Source organism: Microvirga thermotolerans, assembly GCF_009363855.1.
Classification (GTDB): domain Bacteria; phylum Pseudomonadota; class Alphaproteobacteria; order Rhizobiales; family Beijerinckiaceae; genus Microvirga; species Microvirga thermotolerans.
The window spans coordinates 993,948-1,019,118 of record NZ_CP045423.1; the positions used below are offsets into that span (position 1 = coordinate 993,948).

Here is a 25,171-nt window from a genome sequence, read left to right on the forward strand (position 1 = left end):
TCGACAACCTGATCCGGGCGGGCCGTGACCCCACGTCATCCCCGCGCCGGCGGCCCGAGGCCTGCGATTCGCCTGCGCGCTGTCGCCCCGTGCCGATGAGGCAGCTTTCGGCAGGCGTGGTAAAAAAGCCGTTAAGCTGAATGGCTTAACGGCCCCCCGGAGGAGCCCGGTCCCCGGACGCGGAGGGGCGCTCCCGATGCCCCAGGAGCGTTGCACTTGCGGAAGCGATAGTCAATGTTCTATCATTGCATTATAAACGCTTCGGACGGTGCCCTAAGGGGTTGCCGTCTCCACAAGCAGAGCAAAGAAAGACGGGGCAAAAGATGAGCAACAGCGTCGCAATGAATTTCGCCGTCCTCTCCGAAACGCGAGAGGAGGCTGCGGAAACCAAATCCTACACGATCGGCGATCTCGCACGGGAGTTCGGCGTCACGTTGAGGACGCTGCGCTTCTACGAGGACCGCGGCCTCCTGTCGCCGCGCCGTGAGGGAACGGCCCGCATCTACGACGCGCGGGACCGGGAGCGGCTTTCGGTGATTCTCAAGGGCAAGCAGCTCGGCTTCACCCTGACCGAGATCCGCGCCATGCTCGCGGAGGAGCGGGGGAGCAACGGCGTCGCCGCGAACCTCAATCTGTCCTTGCCTCAGGTCGAGGACCAGATCCGCCATCTGGAGCAGCAGCGGGCGGAGATCGAGGAGGCCCTGGCGGAGCTCCGGGCCTGCCGCGCCCGCCTGATCGACGCCGCCTGATCCTGCGGCTTTCGGCCTGCGGGCCCGGAAAGCCGGACTTCAAAAGGGCGGGACTTGCCGGGCAGGTCCCGCCGACATTCATTGTCAGGCCCGAAATTCCCTGCCGGGCCCCGTGCCGTCGGGCCTCCTGCCCTGCGAGGGCGGACGGGGTGCGGGCAAGGGTGCGTCCGGCGAGCCGAGACGGAACCCGGTGCCGGGAGCGGCCTGCGTCCCCGGCCGGGCAGCGCCCGGACAGCCATGACGGGGATCGCTCCCTCTTCATCCCGGAAGCGCCGAAGGAGGGCTGCCGAGGCCGCACGCGCCTCCCGGCTCTTCCGGCGTAGGCAAGCCCGGTCCCGCCTCCTGAATCGCATCGCCATGGGCCGGCGTTCCGTGGCGCGGCGCGAGCGGCGCCCTACCTCTTCCCCAGCGCGCCTCGATAGTTTATATGTGAACTATCTTGTCGACCGGCAGGTTCGGGTCAGGCGACCGAAACTGCCGGCGAGCGATCTGGGAGGAGTTTCATGCCGGTCTACAAGGCCCCCGTCGAAGACGTGACGTTCCTGCTGAACGACGTCTTCTCCATCGAGCGCTACAACAACCTTCCCGGTTTCGCCGATGCGACGCCGGACGTGCTGGAGGCGATCCTGGCCGAGGGCGCCAAGCTCTGCGAGGAGGTCTTCGCTCCCCTGAACCGGGTCGGGGACCTGGAGGGCTGCACCCGCCATCCGGACGGGACCGTGACCACGCCGAAGGGATTCAAGGAGGCCTATCGGGCCTTCACGGCCGGCGGCTGGATGGGATTGTCCGTGCCGGAGGAGTTCGGCGGCCAGGGGCTTCCGGCGACCCTCAACTCCGTGATGCAGGAATTCCTGTCCTCGGCCAACCTCGCGCTCGGCATGTATCCGGGGCTGACCCAGGGCGCCATCGCCGCCCTGATCGTGCACGGGTCCGAGGCGATCAAGAGGACCTATCTGCCGAAGATGGTCGAGGGGGCGTGGACCGGCACCATGAACCTCACCGAGCCCCATTGCGGCACCGATCTCGGCCTCCTCAAGGCCAAGGCCGTTCCCAACGGCGACGGCAGCTACGCGATCACGGGGACGAAGATCTTCATCTCGGCGGGCGAGCACGACCTTGCGGAGAACATCGTGCATCTGGTCCTGGCCCGGATCGAAGGCGCGCCGGCGGGCACCAAGGGCATCTCCCTCTTCGTCGTGCCCAAGTTCCTCGTCAACGAGGACGGCTCGCTCGGGGCGCGCAACGGCGTCTCCTGCGGCTCGCTCGAGCACAAGATGGGAATCCATGGCAACGCCACCTGCGTGATGAACTACGACGGCGCCACGGGCTGGCTGGTCGGCGAGGAGAACCGCGGCCTCAACGCCATGTTCGTGATGATGAACGAGGCCCGCCTGGCGGTCGGCGTGCAGGGGCTGGCCCAGTCGGAGGTCGCCTATCAGAATGCCGTCGCCTACGCGAAGGACCGCCTCCAGGGCCGCGCGCTCACCGGCCCGAAATTCCCGGACAGGCCCGCGGATCCGATCATCGTCCACCCGGACGTGCGCCGCACGCTCCTCTCCATCAAGGCCTTCAACGAGGCGGCTCGCGCCCTGGTGCTCTGGACGGCCCTGAACGGCGACGTGGCGCACCGTTCCTCGGACGAGGGCGAGCGCCGCGCCGCGGACGACCACATGGGCCTCCTCACCCCGGTTGTGAAGGGCGTGCTCACCGATCGCGGGTTCGAGAACGCCGTCAAGGCGCAGCAGATGTTCGGCGGCCACGGCTACATCGAGGAATGGGGCATGTCGCAGTTCGTGCGCGATGCCCGCATCACCATGATCTACGAGGGCGCGAACGGCATCCAGGCCATGGATCTGGTCGGCCGGAAGCTCGGAAAGGACGGAGGCCGCGCCGTCATGAGCTTCTTCAACGAGGTCGGCGCATTCTGCCAGGAGAATGCCGGCGACGAGACCCTCAAGGGCTTCGTTGCGCCCCTGCAGCAGGGGCTCGGACATCTCCAGCAGGCGACCATGTGGTTCATGCAGAACGCCATGGCGAAGCCGGACAATGCCGGCGCGGGCGCGACCGACTACATGCACCTCTTCGGTCTCGTGGCGCTCGGCTACATGTGGGCCCGCATGGCGAAGGCCGCCCTCGCGAAGAAGGCGCAAGGAAACGGCGTCGCCGAGAGGATGGATGCGAAGCTCCTGACCGGCCGCTTCTTCATGGAGCGCACGATGCCGGAAACGGCGACGCGCCTCGCCCGCATCACGACGGGCGCCGACGCGACCATGGCGATGCCGGTCGAAATGTTTTGAGGACTCGCGGCGCCGCCCGGACTTGAGAGACCGGGCGGCGCCGCACATGGTACAAGTCCGAGGACCGGCGGCGCCGGCCGGGGACGATGGGCAGGTTCAGGGAGAACATCATGGCTGAAGCCTTCATTTACGATGCCGTCCGCACGCCGCGCGGGCGCGGCAAGCCGGACGGCTCGCTGCACGAGGTCCCGGCGGTCGACCTTGCCGTCACGACGCTCGACGCGATCCGCCGCCGCAACGAGCTCGACCCGATGCTGGTGGAGGACGTGGTGCTCGGCTGCGTCGATCCGGTGGGCGAGGCCGGCGGCGACATCGCCCGCGCGGCGGCGCTCAAGGCAGGCTTCGGCAAGGAGGTGCCCGGCATCCAGATCAACCGCTTCTGCGCCTCCGGGCTGGACGCGATCAACTTGGCGGCCGCGCAGGTCATGACCGGCATGAAGGACCTCGCCATCGGCGGCGGCGTCGAATCCATGAGCCGCGTCGGCATGGGCGCCTCGGGCGGCGCCTGGCCCGTCGATCCCGGCATCGCCGTTCCCAACTACTTCCTGCCCCAGGGCATCTCCGCGGACCTGATCGCGACGAAATACGGCTTCACCCGGGACGACGTGGACGCCTATGCGGTGGAATCCCAGAAGCGCGCCGCCCGCGCCTGGGAGGAGGGCCGGTTCGGCAACTCCGTCGTTCCCGTGAAGGACATCAACGGCCTCACGATCCTCGACCGGGACGAGCACATGCGGCCGCAGACCGACATGCAGTCCCTCGGCCAGCTCAAGGCGGCCTTCGAGCAGATCGGCGAGATGGGCGGCTTCGACGCGGTGGCGATCGCCGCGCATCCGGACGTCGAGTTCATCAACCACGTCCACCACGCGGGCAACTCCTCCGGCATCGTGGACGGCGCATCCGCCGTGCTGATCGGCTCGGAGGAGGGCGGACGCAAGGCCGGGCTGAAGCCGCGCGCCAGGATCAGGTCCTTCGCCTCCATCGGCTCCGACCTCGCCCTCATGCTCACCGGCCCCATCGAGGTGTCGGAACTCGCCCTCAGGAAGGCGGGGATGACCAAGGCCGACATCGACCTGTTCGAGATCAACGAGGCCTTCTCGGCCGTCGTGCTCCGCTACATGCAGGCGCTCGATCTCGATCCGGCCACGGTGAACGTGAACGGCGGAGCCATCGCCATGGGCCATCCGCTCGGCGCGACGGGCGGCATGATCCTCGGAACGGTGCTCGACGAACTCGAGCGCACGGGCAAGCAGACGGCGCTGGTGACCCTCTGCGTCGCCGCCGGAATGGGCACCGCCACGGTCATCGAGCGGGTTTGAGTTGAGGCTGCCGCTCCGGGGCGCGCCTCGGCGCGGGCCCGGGATGACGGTGCGAGATACGGGAGGACGACGTGACGAATTTCAGGAATTTCCGCTTCGAGGTCGATGGCGACGGAATCGCGCTTGCCACCTGGGACATGCCCGACCGCTCGATGAACGTCATCACCAACGAGGTGATGGGCGAGCTGTCGCAGATCGTCGAGAAGGTGGCGGAGGACGCGGCCATCAAGGGCTGCGTCATCACCTCGGGCAAGGAGAGCTTCTCCGGCGGCGCCGACCTTTCGATGCTGCAGGAATCGAAGTCGCAGTTCGAGAGGCTCGCCCGGGAAAAGGGCGAGGAGGCCGCCATGGCCGCCTTCTTCGAGGAGTCCCGCCGCCTCTCGCTGCTCTACCGGCGCCTGGAGACCTGCGGCAAGCCGTTCGTCGCGGCGATCCACGGCGTCTGCCTCGGCGGCGCCTTCGAGCTGGCGCTCGCCTGCCATCACAGGGTCGTCTCGGACGCGGACGCGACCCGCGTCGGCCTGCCCGAGATCAAGGTGGGCCTGTTCCCCGGCGCGGGGGGCACCCAGCGCGTCGCGCGGCTGATGCAGACGGGCGACGCCCTGCAGATGCTGCTCAAGGGCGACCAGATCCGGGCGCTCATGGCGCGCAACATGGGCCTCGTCCATGCGGTCGTGCCGCGCGATGAGCTCGTCCGGACGGCGAAGGACTGGATCCGGAACGGCGGCTCGGCCGAGGCGCCCTGGGACCAGAAGGGATTCAAGCTGCCGTCCAACAAGGTCTATTCCCCCGCCGGAATGCAGATCTGGCCGGCGGCGAACGCCATCTACCGCCGCGAGACGCAGGACAACTACCCGGCCGCCCGCGCCATCCTGGAGTCCGTCTACCAGGGCCTTCAGCTGCCCATGGACCAGGCGCTGAAGGTGGAGTCCCGCCATTTCGCCAGGATCCTGCGCTCGAAGGAGGCGGCGGCGATGATCCGCACCCTCTTCCTCTCCATGCAGGAGCTGAACAAGGGCGCGCGCCGCCCCAAGGACGTTGCGCCGTCGAACCTCAGGAAGATCGGCGTCGTGGGCGCAGGCTTCATGGGCGCGGGCATCGCCTACGTGGCCGCGAATGCGGGCATGGAGGTCGTTCTCATCGACCGGGACGTGGAGGCGGCCGAGAAGGGCAAGGCCCATTCCCACAAGCTCATGACCGACCAGGTCATGAAGGGCCGCGCCAAGACCGCGGACCGCGATGCGCTCCTTGCGCGCATCAGGACCTCCGCCGATTACGCCGACCTGAAGGATTGCGACCTTGTCGTCGAGGCGGTGTTCGAGGATCCGAAGGTGAAGGCGGACGTCATCCAGAAGGTGGAGGCGGCGGTCCGGCCGGACTGCATCTTCGCGTCGAACACGTCGACGCTGCCGATCACCGGCCTCGCCAAGTCCTCGAAGCGGCCCGACGCGTTCATCGGCATCCACTTCTTCTCGCCGGTCGAGAAGATGATGCTGGTCGAGGTCATCCTCGGCAAGGAGACCGGGGACAAGGCCCTCGCCACGGCGCTCGACTTCGTGCGCGCCATCAAGAAGACGCCCATCGTTGTCAACGATTCCCGCGGCTTCTTCGCCAACCGCTGCGTGCTCGGCTACATCCTCGAAGGCCATCTGATGTTCCTCGAGGGCGTGCCTCCGGCGATGATCGAGAATGCCGGCAAGCAGGCCGGCATGCCCGTCGGCCCCCTGTCCCTCAATGACGAGGTGGGCGTCGACCTCGGCCTCAAGATCCTGCGGGCAACCAAGGAGCAGCTCGGAGAGGCGGCCGTCGTGCCCGCGCAGGAGGAGCTGCTCGCCAGGCTCGTGGAGAAGGAGGGCCGTCTCGGCCGCAAGAACCGCAAGGGCTTCTACGACTATCCCGAAAGCGGCTCGAAGCGCCTGTGGCCCGGCCTCAAGGAGCTTCAGTCGAGGCACCTGAACGCCGAGACTCTGGACATGCAGGAGCTGAAGCGCCGCCTCCTCGTGACGCAGGCTCTCGAGGCCGCGCGCACCGTGGAGGAGGGGGTCGTCACGGATCCCCGCGAGGCGGATGTGGGCTCCATCCTCGGGTTCGGCTTCGCGCCCTACACGGGCGGCGTCCTGTCGTACATCGACTTCATGGGCGCCAAGGCCTTCGTGGAGATCTGCCGGGATCTGCAGGCGAGGCACGGAGACCGTTTCGCGCCTCCGCGGATCCTGCTCGACATGGCCGCGTCCGGCGAAACGTTCTATGGCAGGGCGGGGGCGAAGAAGGCCGCCTGATCCCTCCGCCACACAAGGGCTCTCCCCGAGGCGGAGAGGTTGGCAAGGAAGGGGGCGCCGGCTTCGCGGCTTCAGGGCGCCCCCTCGGTTCGGATCTTTCTGCCAAGGGAACCCAAGTGCCATGAAACAGCACATCGTCATGCTGGCGGCCTACAACGCCTGGTGCAATCAGCGCCTCTACGACGCCGCGGCCGAATTGCCCGACGCGGATTACAGGGCCGACCGCGGCGCCTTCTTCAAGTCGATCCACGGCACGCTCAACCACCTGCTCGTGGCCGACCGGATCTGGATGAGGCGCTTCACGGGACAGGGAGAGGCGCCCGCGCGCCTCGACGCGATCCTGTTCGAGGATCTCGGTTCCCTGCGCGACGCGCGCTGGAAGGAGGACGAGCGGATCATGAGCTATGCGGAGGGCCTGACGGAGGCGGATCTCGCAGGCCGCATCCGCTATCGGACCCTGACGAACCCGGCGGACATCGAGCAGCCGCTGGCGCCGGCCCTGCTGCACTTCTTCAACCACCAGACGCATCACCGGGGGCAGGTGCATGCGCTCCTCACCGGCCTGGGGCGCGATGCGCCCTCCCTCGATCTCATCCTGTTCCAGCGCATCAGCGGCATGGGGACGAAGTGACGGCAGTCCTCGCATGAATCTCTGGCTGCGCCTCCTTCATCTCATCCTGGCTTCGTTCTTCCGTCCGAGGCTCGATCCGGTCCATGACGTCTCCCGCCTCTCGTTCCGGGTCTGGCCGCACGACCTCGACACCTCGCTCCACATGAACAACGGGCGCTACTGGACCCTCATGGACCTGGGGCGGACCGACATCATGATCCGCTCGGGATTGTGGCGGGCGGTGTTCCGGAACGGCTGGGTGCCCGTGGTCAGCGCCGGCAAGATCCGCTTTCGCCGGGAGCTGAGAGCGTTCCAGCCCTTCCATCTGGAGACGCGCATCGTCACATGGGCGGAGTCCTGGGTCGTGATCGAGCATAGGGTCCTGGCAAGGGCCAAGGACGGCAGCCCCATCGTCTCCGCCATCGCCCTCGTCAGGGCCGGGCTCTACGACCGCCGGGCCCGGAGCTTCGTCGCCGTGGAGCGGCTGTTCGGCGAGATCGGCGTCCACGCCGAGCCTCCGCAGGCCTCGCCGGAGGTGGCGGCCTTCCTCGCGGCGGAGGAGGCGCTGAAGGGCGCGACTTGATCCTCCCCGACGGTGCGGTAGCTTCCCAGTGCCTGCACCAACCGTGAAGACGATTCCATGCCCCGCACCATCGACTACTATTTTTCCATGGTAAGCCCCTGGGCTTACATCGGCCACGCCCCCTTCATGGAGATCGTCCGGCGGCACGGGGTCGAGGTCAATTACAAGCCCGTCTTCCTCGGCCGGGTCTTCGCGGAGACCGGCGGCCTGCCCTTGGCGCAGCGCCATCCCGCACGCCAGCGCTATCGCCTCATCGAGCTTCAGCGCTGGCGCGAGAAGCGTGGGCTCAGCTTCAACATCAAGCCGAAACACTGGCCCTTCGACGTCAACCTCGCCGACCGCTTCGTCATCGCGGTGACCGTCTCGGGCAAGGATCCGGATCCTTTCCTCCGGCGGGCCTTCGCCGCCGTGTGGGAGGAGGAGCGGGACCTGGCGGACCCCCTCGTCCTGGCGGAGCTTGCGGAGGCCGCCGGGCTCGACTCCACGGCGCTGATGGATGTCGCGACCGGCAGCACGACCGAGGCGATTTACGCGCTGAACCTGGAAAACGCCGTGGCCGGCGACGTCTTCGGTTCGCCCGCCTACGTGCTCGACGGGGAGGTCTTTTGGGGCCAGGACCGGCTGGAGCTCCTCGAGGACGCCCTCGCCAGCGGGCGGGCGCCCTACAGCGCCGCCGTCTGACGGATCACTCCGCCGCCACGCGCGTGGCGCGCCATTGGGTGAGCAGGGCCCTGAGCGCCGCAGGCTTCACGGGCTTGTTGAGCACGTGGACGTTCATGGCCGCCGCCGCATCCCGTACCGCCGGCGTGCGGTCGGCGGTGACCAGCACCGCGGGCGTGTCGACCTGGGTCTTCCAGCGCAGGGTCTTGATCAGGTCGAGCCCGTCGCCCTCGTCCAGATGGTAATCGGCGACGATCGCGTCGGGGTTCGCCCGCTGGGCCTTGAGGACGCCGTGGGCGCCCTCCAGGTCGGACGCCGTCCAGACCTCGCATCCCCAGTTCTTCAGGAGAAGGCGCATGCCTTCCAGGATCGCGGGCTCGTTGTCGACCACGAGCACGCGCATCTCCGAGAGCGCCGTCACGGGGGCGGCCGGCGTTTCCGGAACCGCGCCGGACGCGGGGAGGGCCGCCACCACCGGGACCTGCACCCGGAACACGGAGCCGCGCCCGGCCTCCGACTTCAAGGTCACGGGATGCGACAGCACGCGCCCGAGGCGCTCCACGATGGAGAGGCCGAGCCCGAGGCCCCGCGCGACCTTGGCGCCCTGGTCGAGGCGCTGGAACTCCCGGAACACGATCCGCTGCTTCGAGGGCGGGATGCCGAGCCCCGTATCCCAGACCTCGAGGAGGAGGTGGTGGCCGCGCCGGCGCCCGCCGACGAGCACGCGTCCGCTCGGGGTGTACTTGATGGCGTTGGAGATCAGGTTCTGCAGGAGCCGCCGCAGGAGGCGCCGGTCCGACCGGACGGTGAGCGTCGAGGGAACGAAGGTGAGCTTCAGCCCCTTCTCGCGGGCGATGGGATCGAACTCGCGCTGGAGCTGGCGGAACAGCTCGTCGATCCGGAAGCTCGACCATTGCGGCTTCATGGCGCCCGTGTCGAGGCGCGAGATGTCGAGGAGCGCGGTGAGGATTTCCTCGACCGCGTCGAGGGAGGCGTCGATGTTCTCGGCGAGAGTCGCATCGCCCGCCTCCCGGTCGCGCTCGACGAGAGAGGTGGCGTAGAGGCGCGCCGCGTTGAGAGGCTGGAGGATGTCGTGGGACGCGGCGGCGAGGAAGCGCGTCTTCGAGATGTTCGCCTCGTCCGCCTCGGCCTTCGCCTGGGTCAGCGCCTCGTTGAGACGGGTGAGTTCCTCCGTGCGTTCGCGCACGCGCTGCTCCAAGGTCTCATTCGCGCGGCGGCTCTCCTCCTCCGCAGCCACGGTGTCGGTGACGTCCGTGTAGGTGGTGACGAGGCCGCCATCGGGGAGCGGGTTGGAGCGGATCTCGATGACCTTGCCCGAGGGATAGAGCTTGAGGCGCACCGGCTCCAGATCGTGGAGAAAGGAATGGATCCTGGCCTCGACGAGCTCTTCGAGCGTTCCGGGACCGTAGGATCCGCGTTCCGCGTTGAACCGGATGATGCTGTCCATGCCGACCCCGATCCGCACCAGGTTGGGCGGGAGGTCGTAGAGGTCGACGAAGGCCTGATTCCAGGCCAGCAGGCGCAGGTCGCGGTCCAGCACCGTGATGCCCTGCCTGGCATAGTTGATGGCGTGCTGCAGGAGGTCGCGGCTGTGCTGGATCGCCGCCGACGCGTCGTCGAGAAGCTTCAGGGCCGCCTTCGTGGAAACCGTCCGCCGGCGCAGGACGAGGGATAGGGCGAGGCGGGACGAGGCGGTGCCGATGGCCGAGGCGAGGAGGTGCTCCGCGTAGCGCAGGAGGTGGATGTCCGCCTCGGCGCGGAGCTCCAGCACCTGGCCGCGGCTGTGGGCGAAGCCCTCGAAGGAGCGGCTCGTGCGCTCCTCGCCCAGATACCGCGCCACCGTCGCGCGCAGTTCCTCGACCGTGATGCTCGGCCGGAACAGGCGGAAGCTCGGGGCGGCGGACGTCTCGTTCTCACCCACGAACACATGGGCCTGGATCCGCTCCAGGGCGGTGGCCGGCCGCCACAGGGAAAAGACGACATAGGCAAGAATGTTGAGGGACAGGCTCCAGACGACCCCATGGGTCAGCTGCGGCAGGTCGACCCCGAAGAGGGCCGTGGGCTTGAGGGCGGCGATGCCGAAGGGCCCCGTCACCACCACGTCCGACCAGAACACCCCGTCCCAGACGAGGCTGGGCAGCAGCAGGGTATAGGCCCAGGTCACGAAACCGACGGTGAGGCCGACGCTGGCGCCGAGCGCGGTGCCGCGCGACCAGATCAGGCCGCCGAGGAAGGCGGGCGCGATCTGCGCGATGGCGGCGAAGGAGAGAAGGCCGATGGCCGCGAGCGCGGCCTCGCCCGAGGCCCTGTAATAGGCATAGGCAAGCAGGATCACCAGGACGATGGAGACGCGGCGCATGCCGAGCACGAAGCTGCCCGGATCGATCCCCGCGAAGGCGCGGCGGCGCAGGACGATCGGCATCGCCAGATGGTTCGAGATCATCACGGCGACCGCGACGGAGTCGACGATGACCATTGCGGTCGCCGCAGAGAATCCGCCGAGGAAGGCGACGATCGCGATCTTGCCCGCTCCGTCGAAGAGCGGCAGGGCGAGAACCGTCATGTCCCGGTCCACCGTGCCCTCCTGGAAGACGGCGAGGCCGCCGAGGGCGATGGGAATGACGAAGATGTTGATGGCGATGAGGTAGGCCGGGAACATCCAGGCGGCCCGCTTCACGTCCTCGATGGCCCGGTTCTCCACGACCGTCATGTGGAACTGCCGGGGCAGGAGGAGCGCTGCGCAGCTCGAGAGCAGGATCAGGGTGATGTAGCTGCCGAAGCCGGAGGTGCGCTCCAGGAGGCTCGCGCTGATGCCCTGCGCGTGCAGGCGGGCCACGATCCCGTCGTATCCGTCGAACATGACGAAGGTGACATAGGCGCCCACGACGAGAAAGGCGGCGAGCTTCACCACCGACTCGAGCGAGATCGCCATCATCAGCCCGTCCTGGTGTTCGGTCGCATCGGTGTGGCGGGTGCCGAAGGCGACGGCGAAGCCCGCGAGCACCAGGGCGACGGCGAGGGCGAGGTCTCCGAAGACCGGGACGCTCTGGGGCGTAAAGCCGCTCGCCGCCTTGAGGAACACGTCGAGCGAGGACGACACGGCCTTGAGCTGGAGGGCGATGTAGGGAATGGAGCCGACGAGCGCGATCAGGCTCACGAGCGCCGCCACGCGCTCGCTCTTGCCGTAGCGGGCCGCGACGAAGTCCGCGATGGACGAGATGTTCTGGGTCTTGGCGATGCGGACGACGCGGGACACCAGGAGGTGGCCGAACCCGATCACCAGGATGGGGCCGATGTAGATGGTGAGAAAGTCGAGGCCCGAATGGCTCGCGAGGCCCACCGATCCGAAGAAGGTCCAGGAGGTGCAATAGACGCCGAGCGACAGGGCGGCGATGGTCGAGCGCGCCCGCCCCTCGACGAGGCGGCGCCCCCCGTTGTCGCCCCAATAGGCGACGGCGAAGAGAAGGCAGAGATAGACCAGTGCCGATAGAATTACCGCCCAGCTGGCGACCATGGCAGGATCCTCGCAAGAGCCAGGGGGCAGATTTACTCCCTCGGCGGGCGGATGGCCACCGCGCCAGGGAGTGCCCGGCGGGCGCGCCAGGGGGCGCTCACAGCCCCCGGTCCCAGTGCGGCTCGGGGCCGAAGCGCGCGGCCAGGAAGGCGACGATGGCGCGGACCTTGGCCGGAGCCTGCCGGCCGGAGGGCAGAACGGCGTGGACCGCCAGCTCGTAGGTGGGCTCGTCGGGCAGGATGCGTACCAGGTCGCCGCTGCGGAGGCTGTCCCCCACGAGGAAGGTCGGCTGGTAGATCAGGCCCTGTCCCGCCAGGGCCGCGGCGAGCAGGGCATCGCCGTTGTTGGCCCGCAGGTTGCCCTTGACCGGCACCGCGGTCTCCCCGTCGTGCCCGAAAAGCCAGCGGTCGGCGCTCACGGCGCTGGAGAGGGTGTAGCCGAGGCAGTTGTGGCGGGAGAGATCCTCCACGGTTCGGGGCTCCCCATGCTCCGCGAGATAGGAGGGGGCGGCGCACACCGCGACGCGGCAGGGCGCGAGCCTGCGGACGACGAGGCTCGAATCCTTCAGCCGTCCGATCCGGATCGCCAGGTCCCACCCCTCCTCGATCAGATCCACGTAGCGGTCCGCGAGGCCCAGGTCGACGTTCACGGCGGGGTAGAGGCGGCTGAACTCCGAAAGGGCAGGCGCAATCTCCCGAAAGCCGAAGGTCACCGGGGCATTCAGGCGCAGGGTGCCGCGCGGCTCGACCCGGTCCAGTCCGGCCGAGGTCTCCGCCTCCTCGATGTCGGCCAGGATGCGCTCCACCGCCGCCAGGTAATGGCGCCCGCCTTCCGTCAGGACGAGCCTGCGCGTGGAGCGGTGCAGCAGCTTGATCCCCAGGCGCTCCTCGAGGGAGGCTACGTGCTTGGTGACCATGGTCTGCGACAGGCCGAGCGCCCGCGCCGCGGCCGAGAAGCTCCCGAGCGCCGCGACCCGGGCGAAGACCTGCATGCTGGTGATGCGGTCGAGCATGACCCTGCCTCACTCTTCGGGTGTGAGCTGATATTCCGAACGAGAGATTATCGTATTCAAGGTTTGAGATCATATGGAAGCAACCGTTCCCACCAGGAGACCCCCAGTGATCGACAACCGTACCGCTCCCTATGCCGCGCTCGTCCTGCGCATCGCCCTAGGCGTGCTGTTCCTCGCCCATGCGGGACTGAAGATCTTCGTGTTCACGCCGGCGGGCACGGCGCAGTTCTTCGGCAGCCTTGGGCTCCCGCCGGCGCTCGCCTACCTGACCATCCTTGCCGAAGTGGCCGGCGGCATCGCTCTGATCCTGGGCTTCCATGCCCGTATCGCCGCGCTCGCCCTGGTTCCCATCCTGCTCGGCGCGATCTTCACCGTGCACGGTTCGGCCGGCTTCTTCTTCACCAATCCCAAGGGCGGGTGGGAATTCCTGGCGCTCTGGATCGCCGGGCTCCTGGCCCTGGCCCTCGTCGGGGACGGTGCGTTCGCTCTCGGGCCCACCCACAGGACGACGTCCGCCGCCCTCCAACCCCGTTCAGCGTGAGGCATGCCATGACCGCATCCGCCACTCCCCTCGTCCCGTCGGAACCGGCGGCGGCGCGTCCCATCCATCCGGGCGTCCGGATCGGCCATGTCCACCTGAAGGTGGCCGATCTGGAGCGCGCGCTGGCCTTCTACTGCGGCGTCCTGGGCTTCGAGCTCATGCAGCGCTACGGCACGCAGGCCGCCTTCGTCGCCGCGGGCGGCTATCACCACCATATCGGCCTCAACACCTGGGAGAGCGCAGGCGGCCGGCCGCCGCCGCCCGGCACCACGGGCCTCTACCATGTGGCGATCCTCTACCCGACCCGCGAGGCCCTCGCCGATGCCCTGCGCCGCCTCGTCGTGGCGGGTATCCTGCTCGACGGGGCCAGCGATCACGGGGTGAGCGAGGCGCTCTACCTCCGCGACCCCGACGGGAACGGGATCGAGCTCTACTGGGACCGTCCCGAGGAGCAGTGGCCCCGTTCGCCCGACGGGCAGCTCCTGATGACCACCCGCCGCCTCGACCTGGAAAACCTCCTCGCCCTCGCGAAGGATTGACGGAAATCCCAGGGGCCCCAGCTTAGGCTTACGGCCGTTGCTGGAGGTCCCGGGATCATGTGGCAGGAATTCAAGCAGTTCGCCCTGCGCGGCAACGTGGTCGATCTGGCGATCGGCGTCATCATCGGCGCCGCCTTCGGCCGGATCGTCGAGTCCCTCGTCGGCGACATCTTCATGCCGGTCATCGGCGCCGTTTCGGGCGGGCTCGATTTCTCCAACTACTTCATCCCCCTCTCCAAGAATGTCACGGCGCCGTCCCTGGCCGAGGCGAAGGCGCAGGGCGCGGTCCTGGCCTGGGGGAATTTCGTCACCGTCGCGATCAACTTCGCCATCATCGCCTTCATCCTCTTCCTGGTCGTGAAGGCGATCAACCGCATGCAGCGGCTCGCGGATGCCAAGGCGGAGGAGGCGAAGAAGGCTCCTGAGATCCCCGCGGACGTGAAGCTCCTGGGCGAGATCCGCGACCTGCTGCGCGACCGGCGGCCCGTGTGATCCATCACCGGTTTTCATGGCATCCGCGGCTTCTTGTGATGGGTCGCCGTTGACCCTTGCCTTCGGGAGGCGATGCGGCCATCCCTGAGACATGCCAGGGAGCTGCCCATGAACGCGTCCGTCTCCGTCCCGTCCCTCTTCAATCTCCGGCCGGAGGCCGAGCAGGCGCCGGCGAGCGGAATCGTCGACGTGTACAACTACGGGCGCAATCGCGAGGGGCTGATCCCTCTCTGGGTGGGCGAGGGGGACCTGCCGACTCCGTCCTTCATCTGCGATGCCGCCGCCCGCTCCCTGGCCGCGGGGGAGACCTTCTACACCTATCAGCGCGGCATTCCGGAACTCCGGCAGGCCCTGGCCCGCTATCACGAGCGCGTCTATGGCGGGTCCGCCGACCCGGAGCGCTTCTTCGTGACCTCCGGCGGCATGCCGGCCATGCAGATCGCCATGCGCATGGTGTCCGGCCCCGGCGACGAGGTCCTCGTCCCCACCCCGGCCTGGCCGAACTTCGTCGGCGCGATCACGGTTGCGGGAGCCCGGCCCGTCGCCGTGCCCATGGTCTTCGGGCAGAACGGCTGGAACCTCGACTTCGAGCGCATCGAGCGGTCCGTGACGCCGCGCACGCGCGCCATCGTCGTCAATTCCCCCGCCAATCCGACCGGCTGGACCGCCACTCTCTCGGACCTGCGCGCGGTCCTGGATCTGGCCCGGCGGCACGGTCTCTGGATCGTGGCGGACGAGATCTACGGCCGCTTCGTGCACGATCCGGCCATTGCCCTCGACGGGCGCGCGCCCTCGTTCCGGGACGTGATGTCCCCCGAGGACCGCATCCTCTTCGTCCAGACCTTCTCCAAGAACTGGGCCATGACCGGCTGGCGCCTGGGATGGCTCGAGGCTCCCGCCGCCCTCGGCCAGGTGATCGAGAACCTGATCCAGTACCAGACCTCCGGCACGCCGGTCTTCGTCCAGCGGGGCGGGATCGCGGCCATCGAGCAGGGGGAGGAGTTCGTCTCCCAGCAGATCGCCCGTGCGAGGACAGGCCGGGAGATCGTCGGCCGGCTCGCCGAAACGGGCCTCGTCGAACTGCCGCCGCCGGGCGGTGCATTCTATGCCTTCTTCAAGGTGAAGGGCGGCAAGACCTCGAAGGAGGTCGCGATGGCCCTCATCGCGGAGGCGAATGTGGGCCTTGCGCCCGGCTCCGCCTTCGGGGAGGCGGGGGAGGGATATCTGCGGCTCTGCTATGCCCGCAAGGCCCAGGACCTCGAGGAGGCGGTCCGCCGCATCGCCGCGGCCCTGCCCCGGATCGCCGGCTGATCCTTTCCGTGCATGGCATGTCTGCGCGCACGACATTGACGCGCGTACCGTCAATGTCCATTGAGCGTTGCGGGCTGCCTCCGCCCGATCTCCTGTCATGCGCACGGTTGCCGCTCACCTCGTCCAGATCCTGATCGCCGCTCTCGGAGGCCTGATCCTCGATGCGGCCGGAATTCCGGCCGCATGGCTGTCGGGTTCCGCGCTCGCGATCGTGCTCTGGGGATGGGCCGGCCGCGCCCTGCCCATGCCCCGCGCCCTGGCCGACGCGGCGATGCTGATCTCGGGCGCATCCATGGGCGCGGCCGTGACGCCGGCGGCCATCGCCGCCATGGGGCGCTATCCGTCGAGCCTCGTTCTCCTGGTTCTTGCCGTCATCGCCATTTCCGGCGCTTCCGCCCTCTGGCTGACCCGCGTCTCCGGCTGGCGGCGGGACGACGCGGTGCTCGCCTCCGTTCCGGGGGCGCTGTCGACCGTGCTCGCCATCGCAGCCGACCGGAACGCGTCCGTGGCGCCCATCGCCATCGTCCAGAACCTGCGGCTCTTCGTGCTGATCGCGCTTCTGCCGAGCGCGGTCGTGCTCAGCGGCGGCGGAGCGGGCGACGCGCTCATCGGCCAGGGACAGCCCATCCAGAGCGCGGGAGCCATGGCCTTCATCCTGCTCGGCGGTCTGGCCGTCGGCCTCGTCTTCAAGCGCCTGAACGTCGCCGCGCCGATCCTGCTCGGCGCCACCCTCGTGAGCACCGTGAGCCACGGGACCGAGTGGGTGAGCGGGGTCATTCCGCCGGTCATCACCACCGGCGGGCTCGTGCTGATCGGCATGTTCATCGCCGAGCGCTTCCGCGACATCCGGCGCTCGACCCTGCGCACCACGCTTCTCGCGGCTCTAGGGTCCTTCGCCATCGGCATGGCAGTGGCGGCGCTCTTCGCCGCCGTCGCCGCGTGGCTCGCAGGGGTGAGCTTCGCCAACGGCCTCGTCGCCTTCGCTCCGGGAGGGCTGGAGGCCATGACGGTCCTGGCCCTCATCCTCGGGCTCGACCCGCTCTACGTGGGCATCCACCACCTCGTCCGCTTTCTCGGCATCGGCCTGTTGGTGCCCTTCGTGGTCGCCTGGCTCCAGAGGGGCGATCCTCCGGCGGCGGAGTGAGGGCGCTTCAGCCTTCGTTCCGCAGGCGCTCGACGGCCTCCATCCGCGGCTTCGCCGTCTTCCACAGCCGCCGCGTGACGGCGCCGACCAGCGCTTCCACGATGAGCAGAAGTCCGGCGGAGGAATCCCAGTTCGACGGGGCCGCGATGTGGGCGGGCAGCACGTGGCGGGCCACGCGGGCGATGGGAGACAGCCAGGGATCGGTGAGGAGCACCACCGTGGCGCCCTGCCGGGCGGCGGTCTCGCACAGGGCGATCACGTCCTCCTGGTAGCGCCGGATGTCGAAGGCGACGAGGACGTCCCTGCGGCCGATCTCGATCACGCGGTCGCGCCACAGGGCCGGCTGCCCCTCGATGTAGTCCACATGGCTGCGCACGATCCGGAAATGGCTTTCCGCGTAGCGGGCGAGCGCGCCCGTGAACCGGCCGCCGGTGAAGTGGATGTGCCGGCGCGGGTCGCTCAGCAGGGCGACCACCGCCTCGAACTCCGCGGGCGCGATCGTCTCGACCGTTGCCCTCAGGTTGCCGACGGTCGCATCCGCGAAGGCGGCAAGGTCGGAGGCGCCCTGGCCGGCTCCTCCCGGTCCCGCCTTGGCGAGCGGCGACAGGAGGCGCGCCTCCAACTCCTCGCGCAGGTGCTTCTGAAAGTCGGGGAAGCCGCTGAAGCCGAGGCGGGTGACGAAGCGCAGGACGGACGGCGCCGAGATGCCCGCGCGCGCCGCGAACTCGGCCACGGTTTCGAGGCCCGCGAAAGGGTAATGGCTCAGGAGCACGTGGGCCGCACGCTTCTCGCGCGGCGTGAAGGCTTCCATCTCGTGCCGGATCCGGTCCGCCAGACTCAACGCCGCTCCGGAATGCATCGTGCCGTCGTTACCCATGAGCTGCCCGTCCACATCCCGTCCTTGACGGGTTTCGAATCCTGTACCAAAAATTACAAAACGACAATATCGAGCGGGAACGTACCGGACGTTCAATAACGTCATTTCGCCTGCGGGCGAGCGAGGGAGGGCCGCATGGTCCATGCGAGACCGGTGCCGGACGGAGAGGGACGCGGCGAGCCTGCCGAAGGGCCGGTGGCCTGCCTCGAAAATGCCGAGGGCCGGTTCCCGGTTCTGCTCGTCTGCGAACACGCCTCCAACCATCTCCCGGCCCGGTACGGCACCCTGGGCCTCGGGCCGGCCGAGCTCGAGAGCCACATCGCATGGGATCCCGGCGCTCTGGGCGTGGCGCGCCGCCTGGCCCGCAGCCTGGATGCGCCGCTGATCCACGCTACCGTCTCCCGTCTCGTCCTCGACCTGAACCGGGATCCGTCTGCGCCGGATTCGATCGCGGCGCTGAGCGAGACCACCGCCGTCCCCGGCAATGCGGCGCTTCCGCCCGACGAGCGCGCCCGGCGGGTGCGCGAGGTCTACGAGCCGTTCCATCGCGCGGTGGAGGAGTTCGCCGCCGCCCGCGCGGCAGCCGATGGGATTGCCGCCGTGGTGTCGATCCACTCCTTCACCCCCGTCTATCGGGGCGTTCACCGCCCGTGGCAGATCGGCCTCATCTTCGACCGGGACGCGCGCCTTGCGCGAAGCGTCGCCGAAGGCCTCTCGCGAGAGGCGGATCTGCACGTGGGCATGAACGAGCCCTACAGCCCGGCGGACCGGGTCTTCCATACCCTCGACCGCCATGCGCAGCGGCGCGGGCTGGCGCCTCTCATGATCGAGATCCGCAACGACCTGATCCGCACGGAAGACGGACAGGCGTCGTGGGCGAGCCGTCTCGCACCCTTGTTGAGGGAGGGCGTGCGGAGGCTGTGACGACGGCCACGGCGCGCGCGGTGCCGTGGCCACAGAAGGCAGACTACTCTTGGAGGAAGAGTCCATGTCAGTCGGACAAGGGAGTGGCGGGGTCCATGCCCCGCCGGCCGGGGCGCAGAATGCGGCCGGCGTCACCTACACCGTCGTCGACGAGAGCTATTTCGAAGCCCGGCGCCTGAAGCGGCACGCACGTGTCTGGTCGCTCTGGGCGCTCGGGGTGGGCGCCGTGATCTCGGGCCATTACTCGGGCTGGAACCTCGGCCTCGCCAACGGCTTCGGATCGATGTTCTTCGCGACCGTCATCATCGCCGTCATGTATCTCGGCCTGACCTTCTCCATCGCCGAGATGTCGCCGGCCCTGCCGCACACGGGCGGCGCCTATTCGTTCGCCCGCACGTCGATGGGGCCATGGGCAGGCTACGTCACGGGGATCGCGGAGAACATCGAGTTCGTCCTCACGCCGGCCGTGATCGTGTTCTTCATCGGCTCCTACCTGAGCGGGATCTTCGGAACCGAACCGGCCTACCAGCCGGTCTACTGGATCGTCTGCTACGCCATCTTCGTGGGGCTGAACATCGTGGGGGTCGAACTGTCCTTCAAGGTGACCGTCACCGTCACGCTGCTGGCGCTCGCCTGCCTCGTGGTGTTCTACGTGTCCGTGCTGGTCTCGGGCAAGTACGACTTCGCCCGCTGGGCGCTCAACATGGGGCCGGGCGGTGTGGAGCTGCCGAACGGGAACGGGCCGTTCCTGCCCATGGGCATCGGCGGCATCTTCGCGACCATGCCCTTCGCCGTGTGGCTCTTCCTCGCCATCGAGCAGCTGCCGCTGGCGGCAGAGGAATCCCACGACCCCCAGAAGGACATGCCGAAGGGCATCATCGCAGGCATCCTGACCCTGATCGCCTCGGCCTTCTGCGTGATCTTCCTGAACACGGGCATCGCCCCCGGCGCCACGGGATACGCCAAGTCCACCGAGCCCCTGCTCGACGGTTTCCGCACCCTCTTCGGCTCCGACATCGCGAAGATCCTGGCGGCGATCGCCGTGATCGGCCTCATCGCGTCGTTTCACACGATCATCTTCGCCTTCGGCCGGCAGATCTATTCCCTGTCCCGCGCCGGATACTTCCCGAGCTTCCTGTCCATCACCCACGGGCAGCGGAAGACGCCGCACGTGGCGCTGATCACCGGCGCGCTCGTCGGCCTCCTGGTGATGATGGTCATCTGGTTCTCCCTCGGCGCCGACGCGGGAGGCTCCGTGATCGGCGGGACCCTGCTCAATATGGCCGTGGCGGGCGCGATGCTGGCCTATTTCATGCAGGGCATGTCCTACATCGTCCTGAAGAAGAAGTTCGCGCATCTGCACCGGCCCTATGTGAGCCCCTTCGGGGTCTGGGGCGCGATCACCTGCATGGTCATCGCGGCGGTGACGCTCTACTTCCAGTTCACCGATCCGGTCTTCCAGACGGCGGTGATGGGGGTTGCGGTCTATTATGCCGTCATGATGGCCTATTTCCTGGTTCACGGGCGGCACAAGCTGATCCTCTCTCCCGAGGAGGAGTTCGCCGTGTCCAAGGGAGCGGCCGAGTACCGGTCCTATTGATGGCCTCCGGGGGAGCGCGGCCTTGCGCTCCCTCCCATTTCTCATTCGTCAGGTTTCCGGCATGAACGCCCCCACATTTCGCATGGATACACCCAGGATCAGGACGGCGGCGGATGCCGCGGCCTATGTGCGCAGCCGCGATCTTCCCTTCGTGAAGATCGGCCTCGTCGACATCGACGGCATCATGCGCGGGAAGTACATGGCCCGCGACAAGTTCGAATCCGCGCTGGAAAAGGGCTTCGGCTTCTGCGACGTGGTGCTGGGCTGGGACTCGAACGACCAGCTCTACGACAATACCACGCTGACGGGCTGGCACACGGCCTATCCCGACGCCACGGCCCGGATCCTGCCCGAGACGATGCGGCTGATCCCGTTCGAGAACGACCTGCCGTTCTTCCTCGCCGAGTTCGACGGCTATGCGGAAGCGGCCTGTCCGCGCGGCGTTCTGCGCCGCGTCCTCGACCGCGCCAGGGACATGGGCTTCGCGGTCTCGGCCGCGGCCGAGTTTGAGTTCTTCCTGTTCGAGGAAACGCCGCACTCGGTCCGCGAGAAGAACTACCGCGACCTGAAGAACATCACCCCGGGCTTCTTCGGCTATTCCGTGCTGCGCTCGGGGGTCCATTCGGAATTCTACCACGACCTTCTCGACATGGCCGCGAGGATGGACTTCGAGATCGAGGGCCTTCATACGGAAACCGGGCCCGGCGTCCTGGAGGCGGCGATCAGGGTCGACGATGCGCTGCGGGCCGCCGACAAGGCCGTCCTGTTCAAGACCTTCACCAAGATCCTCGCCCAGCGCCGCGGCTGGATGGCGACCTTCATGGCCAAGTGGTCCCGCGACTGGCCGGGCCAGTCGGGTCATCTCCACACCTCCCTCAGCGACATCGAGTCCGGAAAGGGCGTCTTCTACGACCCGTCGAAGCCCCACAACATGTCGGACGTCATGCGCTGGTTCGTGGGCGGCCAGCAGCAGCTGATGCCCGAGATCCTGGCGATGGTGTCCTGCACCGTGAACAGCTACACGCGACTCATCCCGGGATACTGGGCTCCGACCGACGCCGCCTGGGGCGTCGAGAACCGCACCACGGCGCTGCGAGTCATTCCGGGCTCCGAGAAGTCCCAGCGCGTCGAGTACAGGGTCGCGGCCGCGGACATCAATCCCTACATCGCGCTTGCGGCGGCGGTCGGATCGGGTCTCTGGGGCATCGAGCACAGGATCGAACCGGGTGACCCCGTCCGGGGCAACGCCTACGAGGTGAAGCACCCGAAGAAGCGTGCGCTGCCCCGCTCGCTCGGCGAGGCGGCGGAACGCCTGAAAGCCTCGAAGCCCGCGCGGGAGCTTTTCGGCGACACCTTTGTCGACCATTATGCGGCAACCCGCGAGTGGGAGGAGCGCGAGGCCCGGAAAGCCATTACGGACTGGCAGCTCGCCCGATATTTCGAGATCATCTGAATTCACGCACCAACGAACAGCACGCTCATGGCCGATACCGACATCGTCTGCATTTCACCCATCGACGGGCGCGAGCTCGTCCGCCGTCCCATCATGTCCGACGCGGCCATCGATTCCGCCATCGGGGCGGCGAGGGAGGCGCAGAGAGCCTGGCGGCAGGTGCCCCTGGACGAACGCGCCGCCAAGGTGCTGGGCATGCTCGATGCGCTCGTCGCCATGAACCAGGAAGTGGTGCCGGAGCTCGCGCAGCAGATGGGCCGCCCGGTCCGCTACGGGGGCGAGTTCAGGGGCGTGGAGGAGCGGGCGCGCTACATGGTCCGCATCGCCGGGGACAGCCTGAAGCCGATCCCCGCGGACGACGGGAAGCCGGGCTTCCGCCGCATGATCAAGCGCGAGCCGGTCGGCCTCGTTCTGGTCATCGCGCCGTGGAACTATCCCTATCTGACGGCCATCAACACCATCGCGCCGGCGCTGATGGCGGGCAACGCGGTGCTGCTCAAGCATGCGTCGCAAACCGTTCTGGCGGGCGAGCGCTTCCAGATGGCTGCGGACCGCGCGGGTCTCCCGAAGGGACTCTTCCAGAACCTCCATCTGAGCCACGACCAGACGAGCCGCATCCTGCAGAGGGGGCTGGTCGACCATTGCAACTTCACCGGCTCGGTGGCGGGAGGCCGGGCCATCGAGCGCGCGGCGGCGGGAAGCTTCACGTCGCTCGGCCTCGAGCTCGGCGGCAAGGATCCGGCCTACGTGCGGGAGGACGCCGACATCGAGCACGCCATCGAGAACCTGGTGGACGGCGCCTTCTTCAACTCCGGCCAGTGCTGCTGCGGCATCGAGCGGATCTATGTGCACGAGCGGCACTACGACCGCTTCGTTGAGGGAGCCATCGCGCTCGTGAACGGGTACGTGCTCGGCAATCCGCTGGACGAGGCGACGACCCTCGGGCCCATGGCGCACCGGCGCTTCGCCGATGTCGTCAGGCAGCAGAACGCGGAGGCCGTGGCGAAGGGGGCGACGGCCCATATCGACCCGAAACGCTTCCCCGCCGACACGGGCGACACCGCCTATCTCGCGCCGCAGGTGCTCACGAACGTGGACCATTCCATGAGCGTGATGCGGGAGGAGAGCTTCGGCCCGACCGTCGGCATCATGAAGGTGAAGGGCGACGAGGAGGCGATCCGCCTGATGAACGACTCGCCCTACGGCCTTTCGGCCGCGATCTGGACCTCCGATGTCGAGGCCGCCGAAGCGATCGGCGACAGGCTCGAGACAGGGACCGTGTTCATGAACCGCTGCGACTACCTCGACCCCGCCCTTGCCTGGACAGGCGTGAAGGAGACCGGCCGCGGCGCCAGCCTCTCCAGGCTCGCCTACGAGTCCCTCACCCGCCCGAAATCCTTCCACCTCCGTCAGATCTGAGTTCGACCGTCATGACCGCTTCTCCCCGCTCCAACTGGAACTATCCGACGACGATCCGCTTCGGCGCCGGCCGCATCGCCGAGCTGGCGGAGGCCTGCAAGGCCGTCGGCATGAAGGCTCCGCTCATCGTCACGGATCCGTTCCTCGCCACGCAGCCGATGACGAAGAGCGCCCTGGAGGCTCTGAAGGCGGCCGGGCTGAAGGCGGCGATCTTCTGCGACATCAAGCCGAACCCGGTGGAGACCAACGTCTACAAGGGGCTTGAGGCCATGAAGGCTGGCGGGCACGAAGGCGTGGTCGCGTTCGGCGGCGGCTCGGCGCTCGATGCGGGCAAGGTCATCGCCTTCATGAAGGGTCAGACGCGGCCCATGTGGGACTTCGAGGATATCGGCGACTGGTGGACGCGCGCGGATCCGAACGGGATCGCGCCCATCGTCGCCGTTCCGACCACGGCGGGCACCGGATCGGAAGTGGGGCGCGCGGGCGTCATCACGCAGGAGGCGACCCACACCAAGAAGGTGATCTTCCACCCGCTCATGATGCCGAAGATCACGATCTGCGATCCGGAGCTGACGGTGGGCATGCCGCCGCACATCACGGCGGGAACGGGCCTCGACGCGCTCGCTCACTGCATCGAGGCCTATTGCGCTCCCGGCTATCATCCCATGGCGGACGGGATCGCGGTGGAGGGCATCCGCCTGGTGAAGGAATATCTGCCGCGCGCCTACAAGGACGGCACGGACATCGAGGCCCGCGCCAACATGATGTCGGCCGCGGCCATGGGAGCCACGGCGTTCCAGAAGGGGCTGGGGGCGATCCACGCGCTCTCGCACCCGGCCGGTGCGCTCTACGACACGCATCACGGCCTGACCAATGCCGTCTTCATGCCCTACGTGCTCGTCTACAACCGCCCGGCCATCGAAACGAGGATCGAGCGCCTGGCGGCCTATATCGGGCTTCGCCCCTCGTTCCAGGCCTTTCTCGACTGGGTGCTGCAGCTGCGCGCGGATCTCGGCGTGCCGCATACCCTCGCGGGCTTGAAGATCGATGCGGCCCGTTTCGACGAGATGTCGGAAATGGCGCCCAACGACCCGACCGCCGGCGGCAATCCGGTGCCGGTCACGAAGGAGAGCGCCCGCAGGCTCTACGAGAACGCCCTCGCAGGCGTGGTATAGAGCCGTTCCGGACCCTCATGCGAAGCGGCGGAGACCCGCTCCGCCGCTTTCACCGCTCAGCCGCGCATCGGCTTGAGAGCCTCCGCCCAGCGATGGAGCTCGTCCAGAAGCGGCGCGACCGAAGCCGTAATCAGCTCGTTGGGGTGGAACTTCTTCTCGGCGTCGAGATGCTGGGCGAAGTTCGGAACCGAAACGCCTTCCATCATCGGCATCATCTTCAGCGCCGTGACGAGGAGCTTCGCCGCCTGCACCGCGCGGAGGCCGCCCGAGACGCCGCCGTAGCTCACGAAGCCCGCCGGCTTGTAGTTCCACTCGGAATAGACATAGTTCAGCGCGTTCACGAGGGACGGCGACGGGTTGAAGTTGTATTCCGGCGTGACGAACACATAGGCGTCCGCCGCAGCGACGCTCCTGCTCCAGGCCTTCGTGTGCTCGTTCCTGTATTTCTGCAGGCGCGGATGCTCCGGCTCGTCGTAGACCGGCAGCTTGAAGTCCGCCAGGTCCACGAGTTCGACCTCGAACTTGCCATGCTTGACCGCTTCCTCATGGAACCAGCGGGCAATGGAGGGGCCGGCCCGGCCGGGGCGGGTGCTGGCGATAATGACATGCAGCTTGAGCGCCATGATGTTTCCTCGGTTGTCGGGAGAATGGA

Annotated in this window: 21 protein-coding genes; 17 read left to right on the plus strand and 4 right to left on the minus strand. The window is 68.0% G+C overall.

Translation table 11 applies throughout. The features are described from left to right. Positions 1–341 precede the first annotated feature (341 nt). The 7 genes from GDR74_RS04635 (at position 342) to GDR74_RS04665 (ending at position 8,518) form a co-directional block, all read left to right on the plus strand. Complete coding sequence (locus GDR74_RS04635; RefSeq protein WP_194164696.1) at positions 342–749, plus strand: MerR family transcriptional regulator; 408 nt, start codon at positions 342–344, stop codon at positions 747–749. Between the two features lie 503 nt (positions 750–1,252). After that, the gene (locus GDR74_RS04640; protein WP_152585202.1) at positions 1,253–3,046 is read left to right on the plus strand and encodes an acyl-CoA dehydrogenase C-terminal domain-containing protein; all 1,794 of its coding nucleotides are present in this window, start codon (positions 1,253–1,255) and stop codon (positions 3,044–3,046) included. Positions 3,047–3,156: 110 nt separating this feature from the next. Further along, positions 3,157–4,365 (plus strand): acetyl-CoA C-acetyltransferase, encoded by a 1,209-nt coding sequence (locus GDR74_RS04645; RefSeq protein WP_152585203.1) that lies wholly within the window; start codon positions 3,157–3,159, stop codon positions 4,363–4,365. Between the two features lie 71 nt (positions 4,366–4,436). Next, positions 4,437–6,644, plus strand: a complete 2,208-nt coding sequence (locus tag GDR74_RS04650) for an FAD-dependent oxidoreductase (protein WP_152585204.1) — start codon at positions 4,437–4,439, stop codon at positions 6,642–6,644. A 121-nt stretch (positions 6,645–6,765) separates the two neighbouring features. Then, positions 6,766–7,275 carry a DinB family protein gene (locus tag GDR74_RS04655; RefSeq protein WP_152585205.1) on the plus strand — a complete coding sequence of 170 codons (510 nt, stop codon included), beginning with the start codon at positions 6,766–6,768 and terminating at the stop codon, positions 7,273–7,275. A gap of 13 nt (positions 7,276–7,288) precedes the next feature. Beyond that, positions 7,289–7,837, plus strand: a complete 549-nt coding sequence (locus tag GDR74_RS04660; protein WP_152585206.1) for an acyl-CoA thioesterase — start codon at positions 7,289–7,291, stop codon at positions 7,835–7,837. A gap of 57 nt (positions 7,838–7,894) precedes the next feature. After that, a complete protein-coding gene (locus GDR74_RS04665) occupies positions 7,895–8,518 on the plus strand; it encodes a 2-hydroxychromene-2-carboxylate isomerase (protein ID WP_152585207.1) in 624 nt (207 codons plus the stop codon). A 4-nt stretch (positions 8,519–8,522) separates the two neighbouring features. Here the strand turns inward: GDR74_RS04665 and GDR74_RS04670 are convergent, their stop codons facing one another. Together GDR74_RS04670 and GDR74_RS04675 are read right to left on the minus strand one after the other, a co-directional pair. Next, positions 8,523–12,032 carry a PAS domain-containing hybrid sensor histidine kinase/response regulator gene (locus GDR74_RS04670; RefSeq protein ID WP_152585208.1) on the minus strand — a complete coding sequence of 1,170 codons (3,510 nt, stop codon included), beginning with the start codon at positions 12,030–12,032 and terminating at the stop codon, positions 8,523–8,525. 97 nt (positions 12,033–12,129) lie between these two features. Continuing rightward, positions 12,130–13,044, minus strand: coding sequence for a LysR family transcriptional regulator (locus tag GDR74_RS04675; protein WP_152585209.1), 915 nt, complete (start codon positions 13,042–13,044; stop codon positions 12,130–12,132). Positions 13,045–13,150: 106 nt separating this feature from the next. Here GDR74_RS04675 and GDR74_RS04680 point away from each other — a divergent pair, with 106 nt between their 5' ends. The 5 genes from GDR74_RS04680 to GDR74_RS04700 all read left to right on the plus strand — a co-directional run bounded on the left by GDR74_RS04680 (position 13,151) and on the right by GDR74_RS04700 (position 17,071). Next, on the plus strand, positions 13,151–13,585 hold the full coding sequence (locus GDR74_RS04680; RefSeq protein ID WP_152585210.1) for a DoxX family protein: 435 nt from the start codon (positions 13,151–13,153) through the stop codon (positions 13,583–13,585). A gap of 8 nt (positions 13,586–13,593) precedes the next feature. Beyond that, entirely contained in the window at positions 13,594–14,124 is a 531-nt protein-coding gene (locus GDR74_RS04685) for a VOC family protein (RefSeq protein ID WP_152585211.1), read from the plus strand. A gap of 57 nt (positions 14,125–14,181) precedes the next feature. After that, a complete protein-coding gene (gene mscL / locus GDR74_RS04690; RefSeq protein WP_152585212.1) occupies positions 14,182–14,616 on the plus strand; it encodes a large conductance mechanosensitive channel protein MscL in 435 nt (144 codons plus the stop codon). Positions 14,617–14,724: 108 nt separating this feature from the next. Beyond that, a complete protein-coding gene (locus tag GDR74_RS04695) occupies positions 14,725–15,927 on the plus strand; it encodes a pyridoxal phosphate-dependent aminotransferase (protein ID WP_152585213.1) in 1,203 nt (400 codons plus the stop codon). A 97-nt stretch (positions 15,928–16,024) separates the two neighbouring features. Further along, a complete protein-coding gene (locus GDR74_RS04700; protein WP_152585214.1) occupies positions 16,025–17,071 on the plus strand; it encodes an AbrB family transcriptional regulator in 1,047 nt (348 codons plus the stop codon). A gap of 7 nt (positions 17,072–17,078) precedes the next feature. Here the strand turns inward: GDR74_RS04700 and GDR74_RS04705 are convergent, their stop codons facing one another. Beyond that, on the minus strand, positions 17,079–17,963 hold the full coding sequence (locus GDR74_RS04705; RefSeq protein ID WP_246179848.1) for a MurR/RpiR family transcriptional regulator: 885 nt from the start codon (positions 17,961–17,963) through the stop codon (positions 17,079–17,081). A gap of 120 nt (positions 17,964–18,083) precedes the next feature. On the opposite strand from GDR74_RS04705, the gene GDR74_RS04710 reads away from it, so the two are divergent. The 5 genes from GDR74_RS04710 to GDR74_RS04730 all read left to right on the plus strand — a co-directional run bounded on the left by GDR74_RS04710 (position 18,084) and on the right by GDR74_RS04730 (position 24,519). Next, the gene (locus tag GDR74_RS04710) at positions 18,084–18,872 is read left to right on the plus strand and encodes an N-formylglutamate amidohydrolase (protein WP_152585215.1); all 789 of its coding nucleotides are present in this window, start codon (positions 18,084–18,086) and stop codon (positions 18,870–18,872) included. A gap of 64 nt (positions 18,873–18,936) precedes the next feature. Next, positions 18,937–20,472: an amino acid permease gene (locus GDR74_RS04715; RefSeq protein ID WP_152585216.1), complete on the plus strand. Its 1,536-nt coding sequence runs from the start codon at positions 18,937–18,939 to the stop codon at positions 20,470–20,472. A 61-nt stretch (positions 20,473–20,533) separates the two neighbouring features. Beyond that, positions 20,534–21,925 carry a glutamine synthetase family protein gene (locus GDR74_RS04720; protein WP_246179849.1) on the plus strand — a complete coding sequence of 464 codons (1,392 nt, stop codon included), beginning with the start codon at positions 20,534–20,536 and terminating at the stop codon, positions 21,923–21,925. Between the two features lie 27 nt (positions 21,926–21,952). Further along, entirely contained in the window at positions 21,953–23,344 is a 1,392-nt protein-coding gene (locus GDR74_RS04725; RefSeq protein WP_152585217.1) for an aldehyde dehydrogenase family protein, read from the plus strand. A gap of 11 nt (positions 23,345–23,355) precedes the next feature. Then, complete coding sequence (locus tag GDR74_RS04730) at positions 23,356–24,519, plus strand: iron-containing alcohol dehydrogenase (protein WP_152585218.1); 1,164 nt, start codon at positions 23,356–23,358, stop codon at positions 24,517–24,519. Positions 24,520–24,575: 56 nt separating this feature from the next. Here the strand turns inward: GDR74_RS04730 and GDR74_RS04735 are convergent, their stop codons facing one another. Beyond that, entirely contained in the window at positions 24,576–25,142 is a 567-nt protein-coding gene (locus GDR74_RS04735; protein WP_152585219.1) for an NADPH-dependent FMN reductase, read from the minus strand. Positions 25,143–25,171: the final 29 nt, after the last annotated feature.

What these genes read in the sequence shown, in the direction of transcription:
- GDR74_RS04635 (WP_194164696.1), top strand. Translation starts at nt 342, where the DNA reads ATGAATTTCGCCGTCCTCTCCGAAACGCGAGAGGAGGCTGCGGAAACC.
- GDR74_RS04640 (WP_152585202.1), top strand. Translation starts at nt 1,253, where the DNA reads ATGCCGGTCTACAAGGCCCCCGTCGAAGACGTGACGTTCCTGCTGAAC.
- GDR74_RS04645 (WP_152585203.1), top strand. Translation starts at nt 3,157, where the DNA reads ATGGCTGAAGCCTTCATTTACGATGCCGTCCGCACGCCGCGCGGGCGC.
- GDR74_RS04655 (WP_152585205.1), top strand. Translation starts at nt 6,766, where the DNA reads ATGAAACAGCACATCGTCATGCTGGCGGCCTACAACGCCTGGTGCAAT.
- GDR74_RS04660 (WP_152585206.1), top strand. Translation starts at nt 7,289, where the DNA reads ATGAATCTCTGGCTGCGCCTCCTTCATCTCATCCTGGCTTCGTTCTTC.
- GDR74_RS04665 (WP_152585207.1), top strand. Translation starts at nt 7,895, where the DNA reads ATGCCCCGCACCATCGACTACTATTTTTCCATGGTAAGCCCCTGGGCT.
- GDR74_RS04670 (WP_152585208.1), bottom strand. Translation starts at nt 12,032, where the DNA reads ATGGTCGCCAGCTGGGCGGTAATTCTATCGGCACTGGTCTATCTCTGC.
- GDR74_RS04675 (WP_152585209.1), bottom strand. Translation starts at nt 13,044, where the DNA reads ATGCTCGACCGCATCACCAGCATGCAGGTCTTCGCCCGGGTCGCGGCG.
- GDR74_RS04685 (WP_152585211.1), top strand. Translation starts at nt 13,594, where the DNA reads ATGACCGCATCCGCCACTCCCCTCGTCCCGTCGGAACCGGCGGCGGCG.
- mscL (WP_152585212.1), top strand. Translation starts at nt 14,182, where the DNA reads ATGTGGCAGGAATTCAAGCAGTTCGCCCTGCGCGGCAACGTGGTCGAT.
- GDR74_RS04695 (WP_152585213.1), top strand. Translation starts at nt 14,725, where the DNA reads ATGAACGCGTCCGTCTCCGTCCCGTCCCTCTTCAATCTCCGGCCGGAG.
- GDR74_RS04700 (WP_152585214.1), top strand. Translation starts at nt 16,025, where the DNA reads ATGCGCACGGTTGCCGCTCACCTCGTCCAGATCCTGATCGCCGCTCTC.
- GDR74_RS04710 (WP_152585215.1), top strand. Translation starts at nt 18,084, where the DNA reads ATGGTCCATGCGAGACCGGTGCCGGACGGAGAGGGACGCGGCGAGCCT.
- GDR74_RS04715 (WP_152585216.1), top strand. Translation starts at nt 18,937, where the DNA reads ATGTCAGTCGGACAAGGGAGTGGCGGGGTCCATGCCCCGCCGGCCGGG.
- GDR74_RS04720 (WP_246179849.1), top strand. Translation starts at nt 20,534, where the DNA reads ATGAACGCCCCCACATTTCGCATGGATACACCCAGGATCAGGACGGCG.
- GDR74_RS04725 (WP_152585217.1), top strand. Translation starts at nt 21,953, where the DNA reads ATGGCCGATACCGACATCGTCTGCATTTCACCCATCGACGGGCGCGAG.
- GDR74_RS04730 (WP_152585218.1), top strand. Translation starts at nt 23,356, where the DNA reads ATGACCGCTTCTCCCCGCTCCAACTGGAACTATCCGACGACGATCCGC.
- GDR74_RS04735 (WP_152585219.1), bottom strand. Translation starts at nt 25,142, where the DNA reads ATGGCGCTCAAGCTGCATGTCATTATCGCCAGCACCCGCCCCGGCCGG.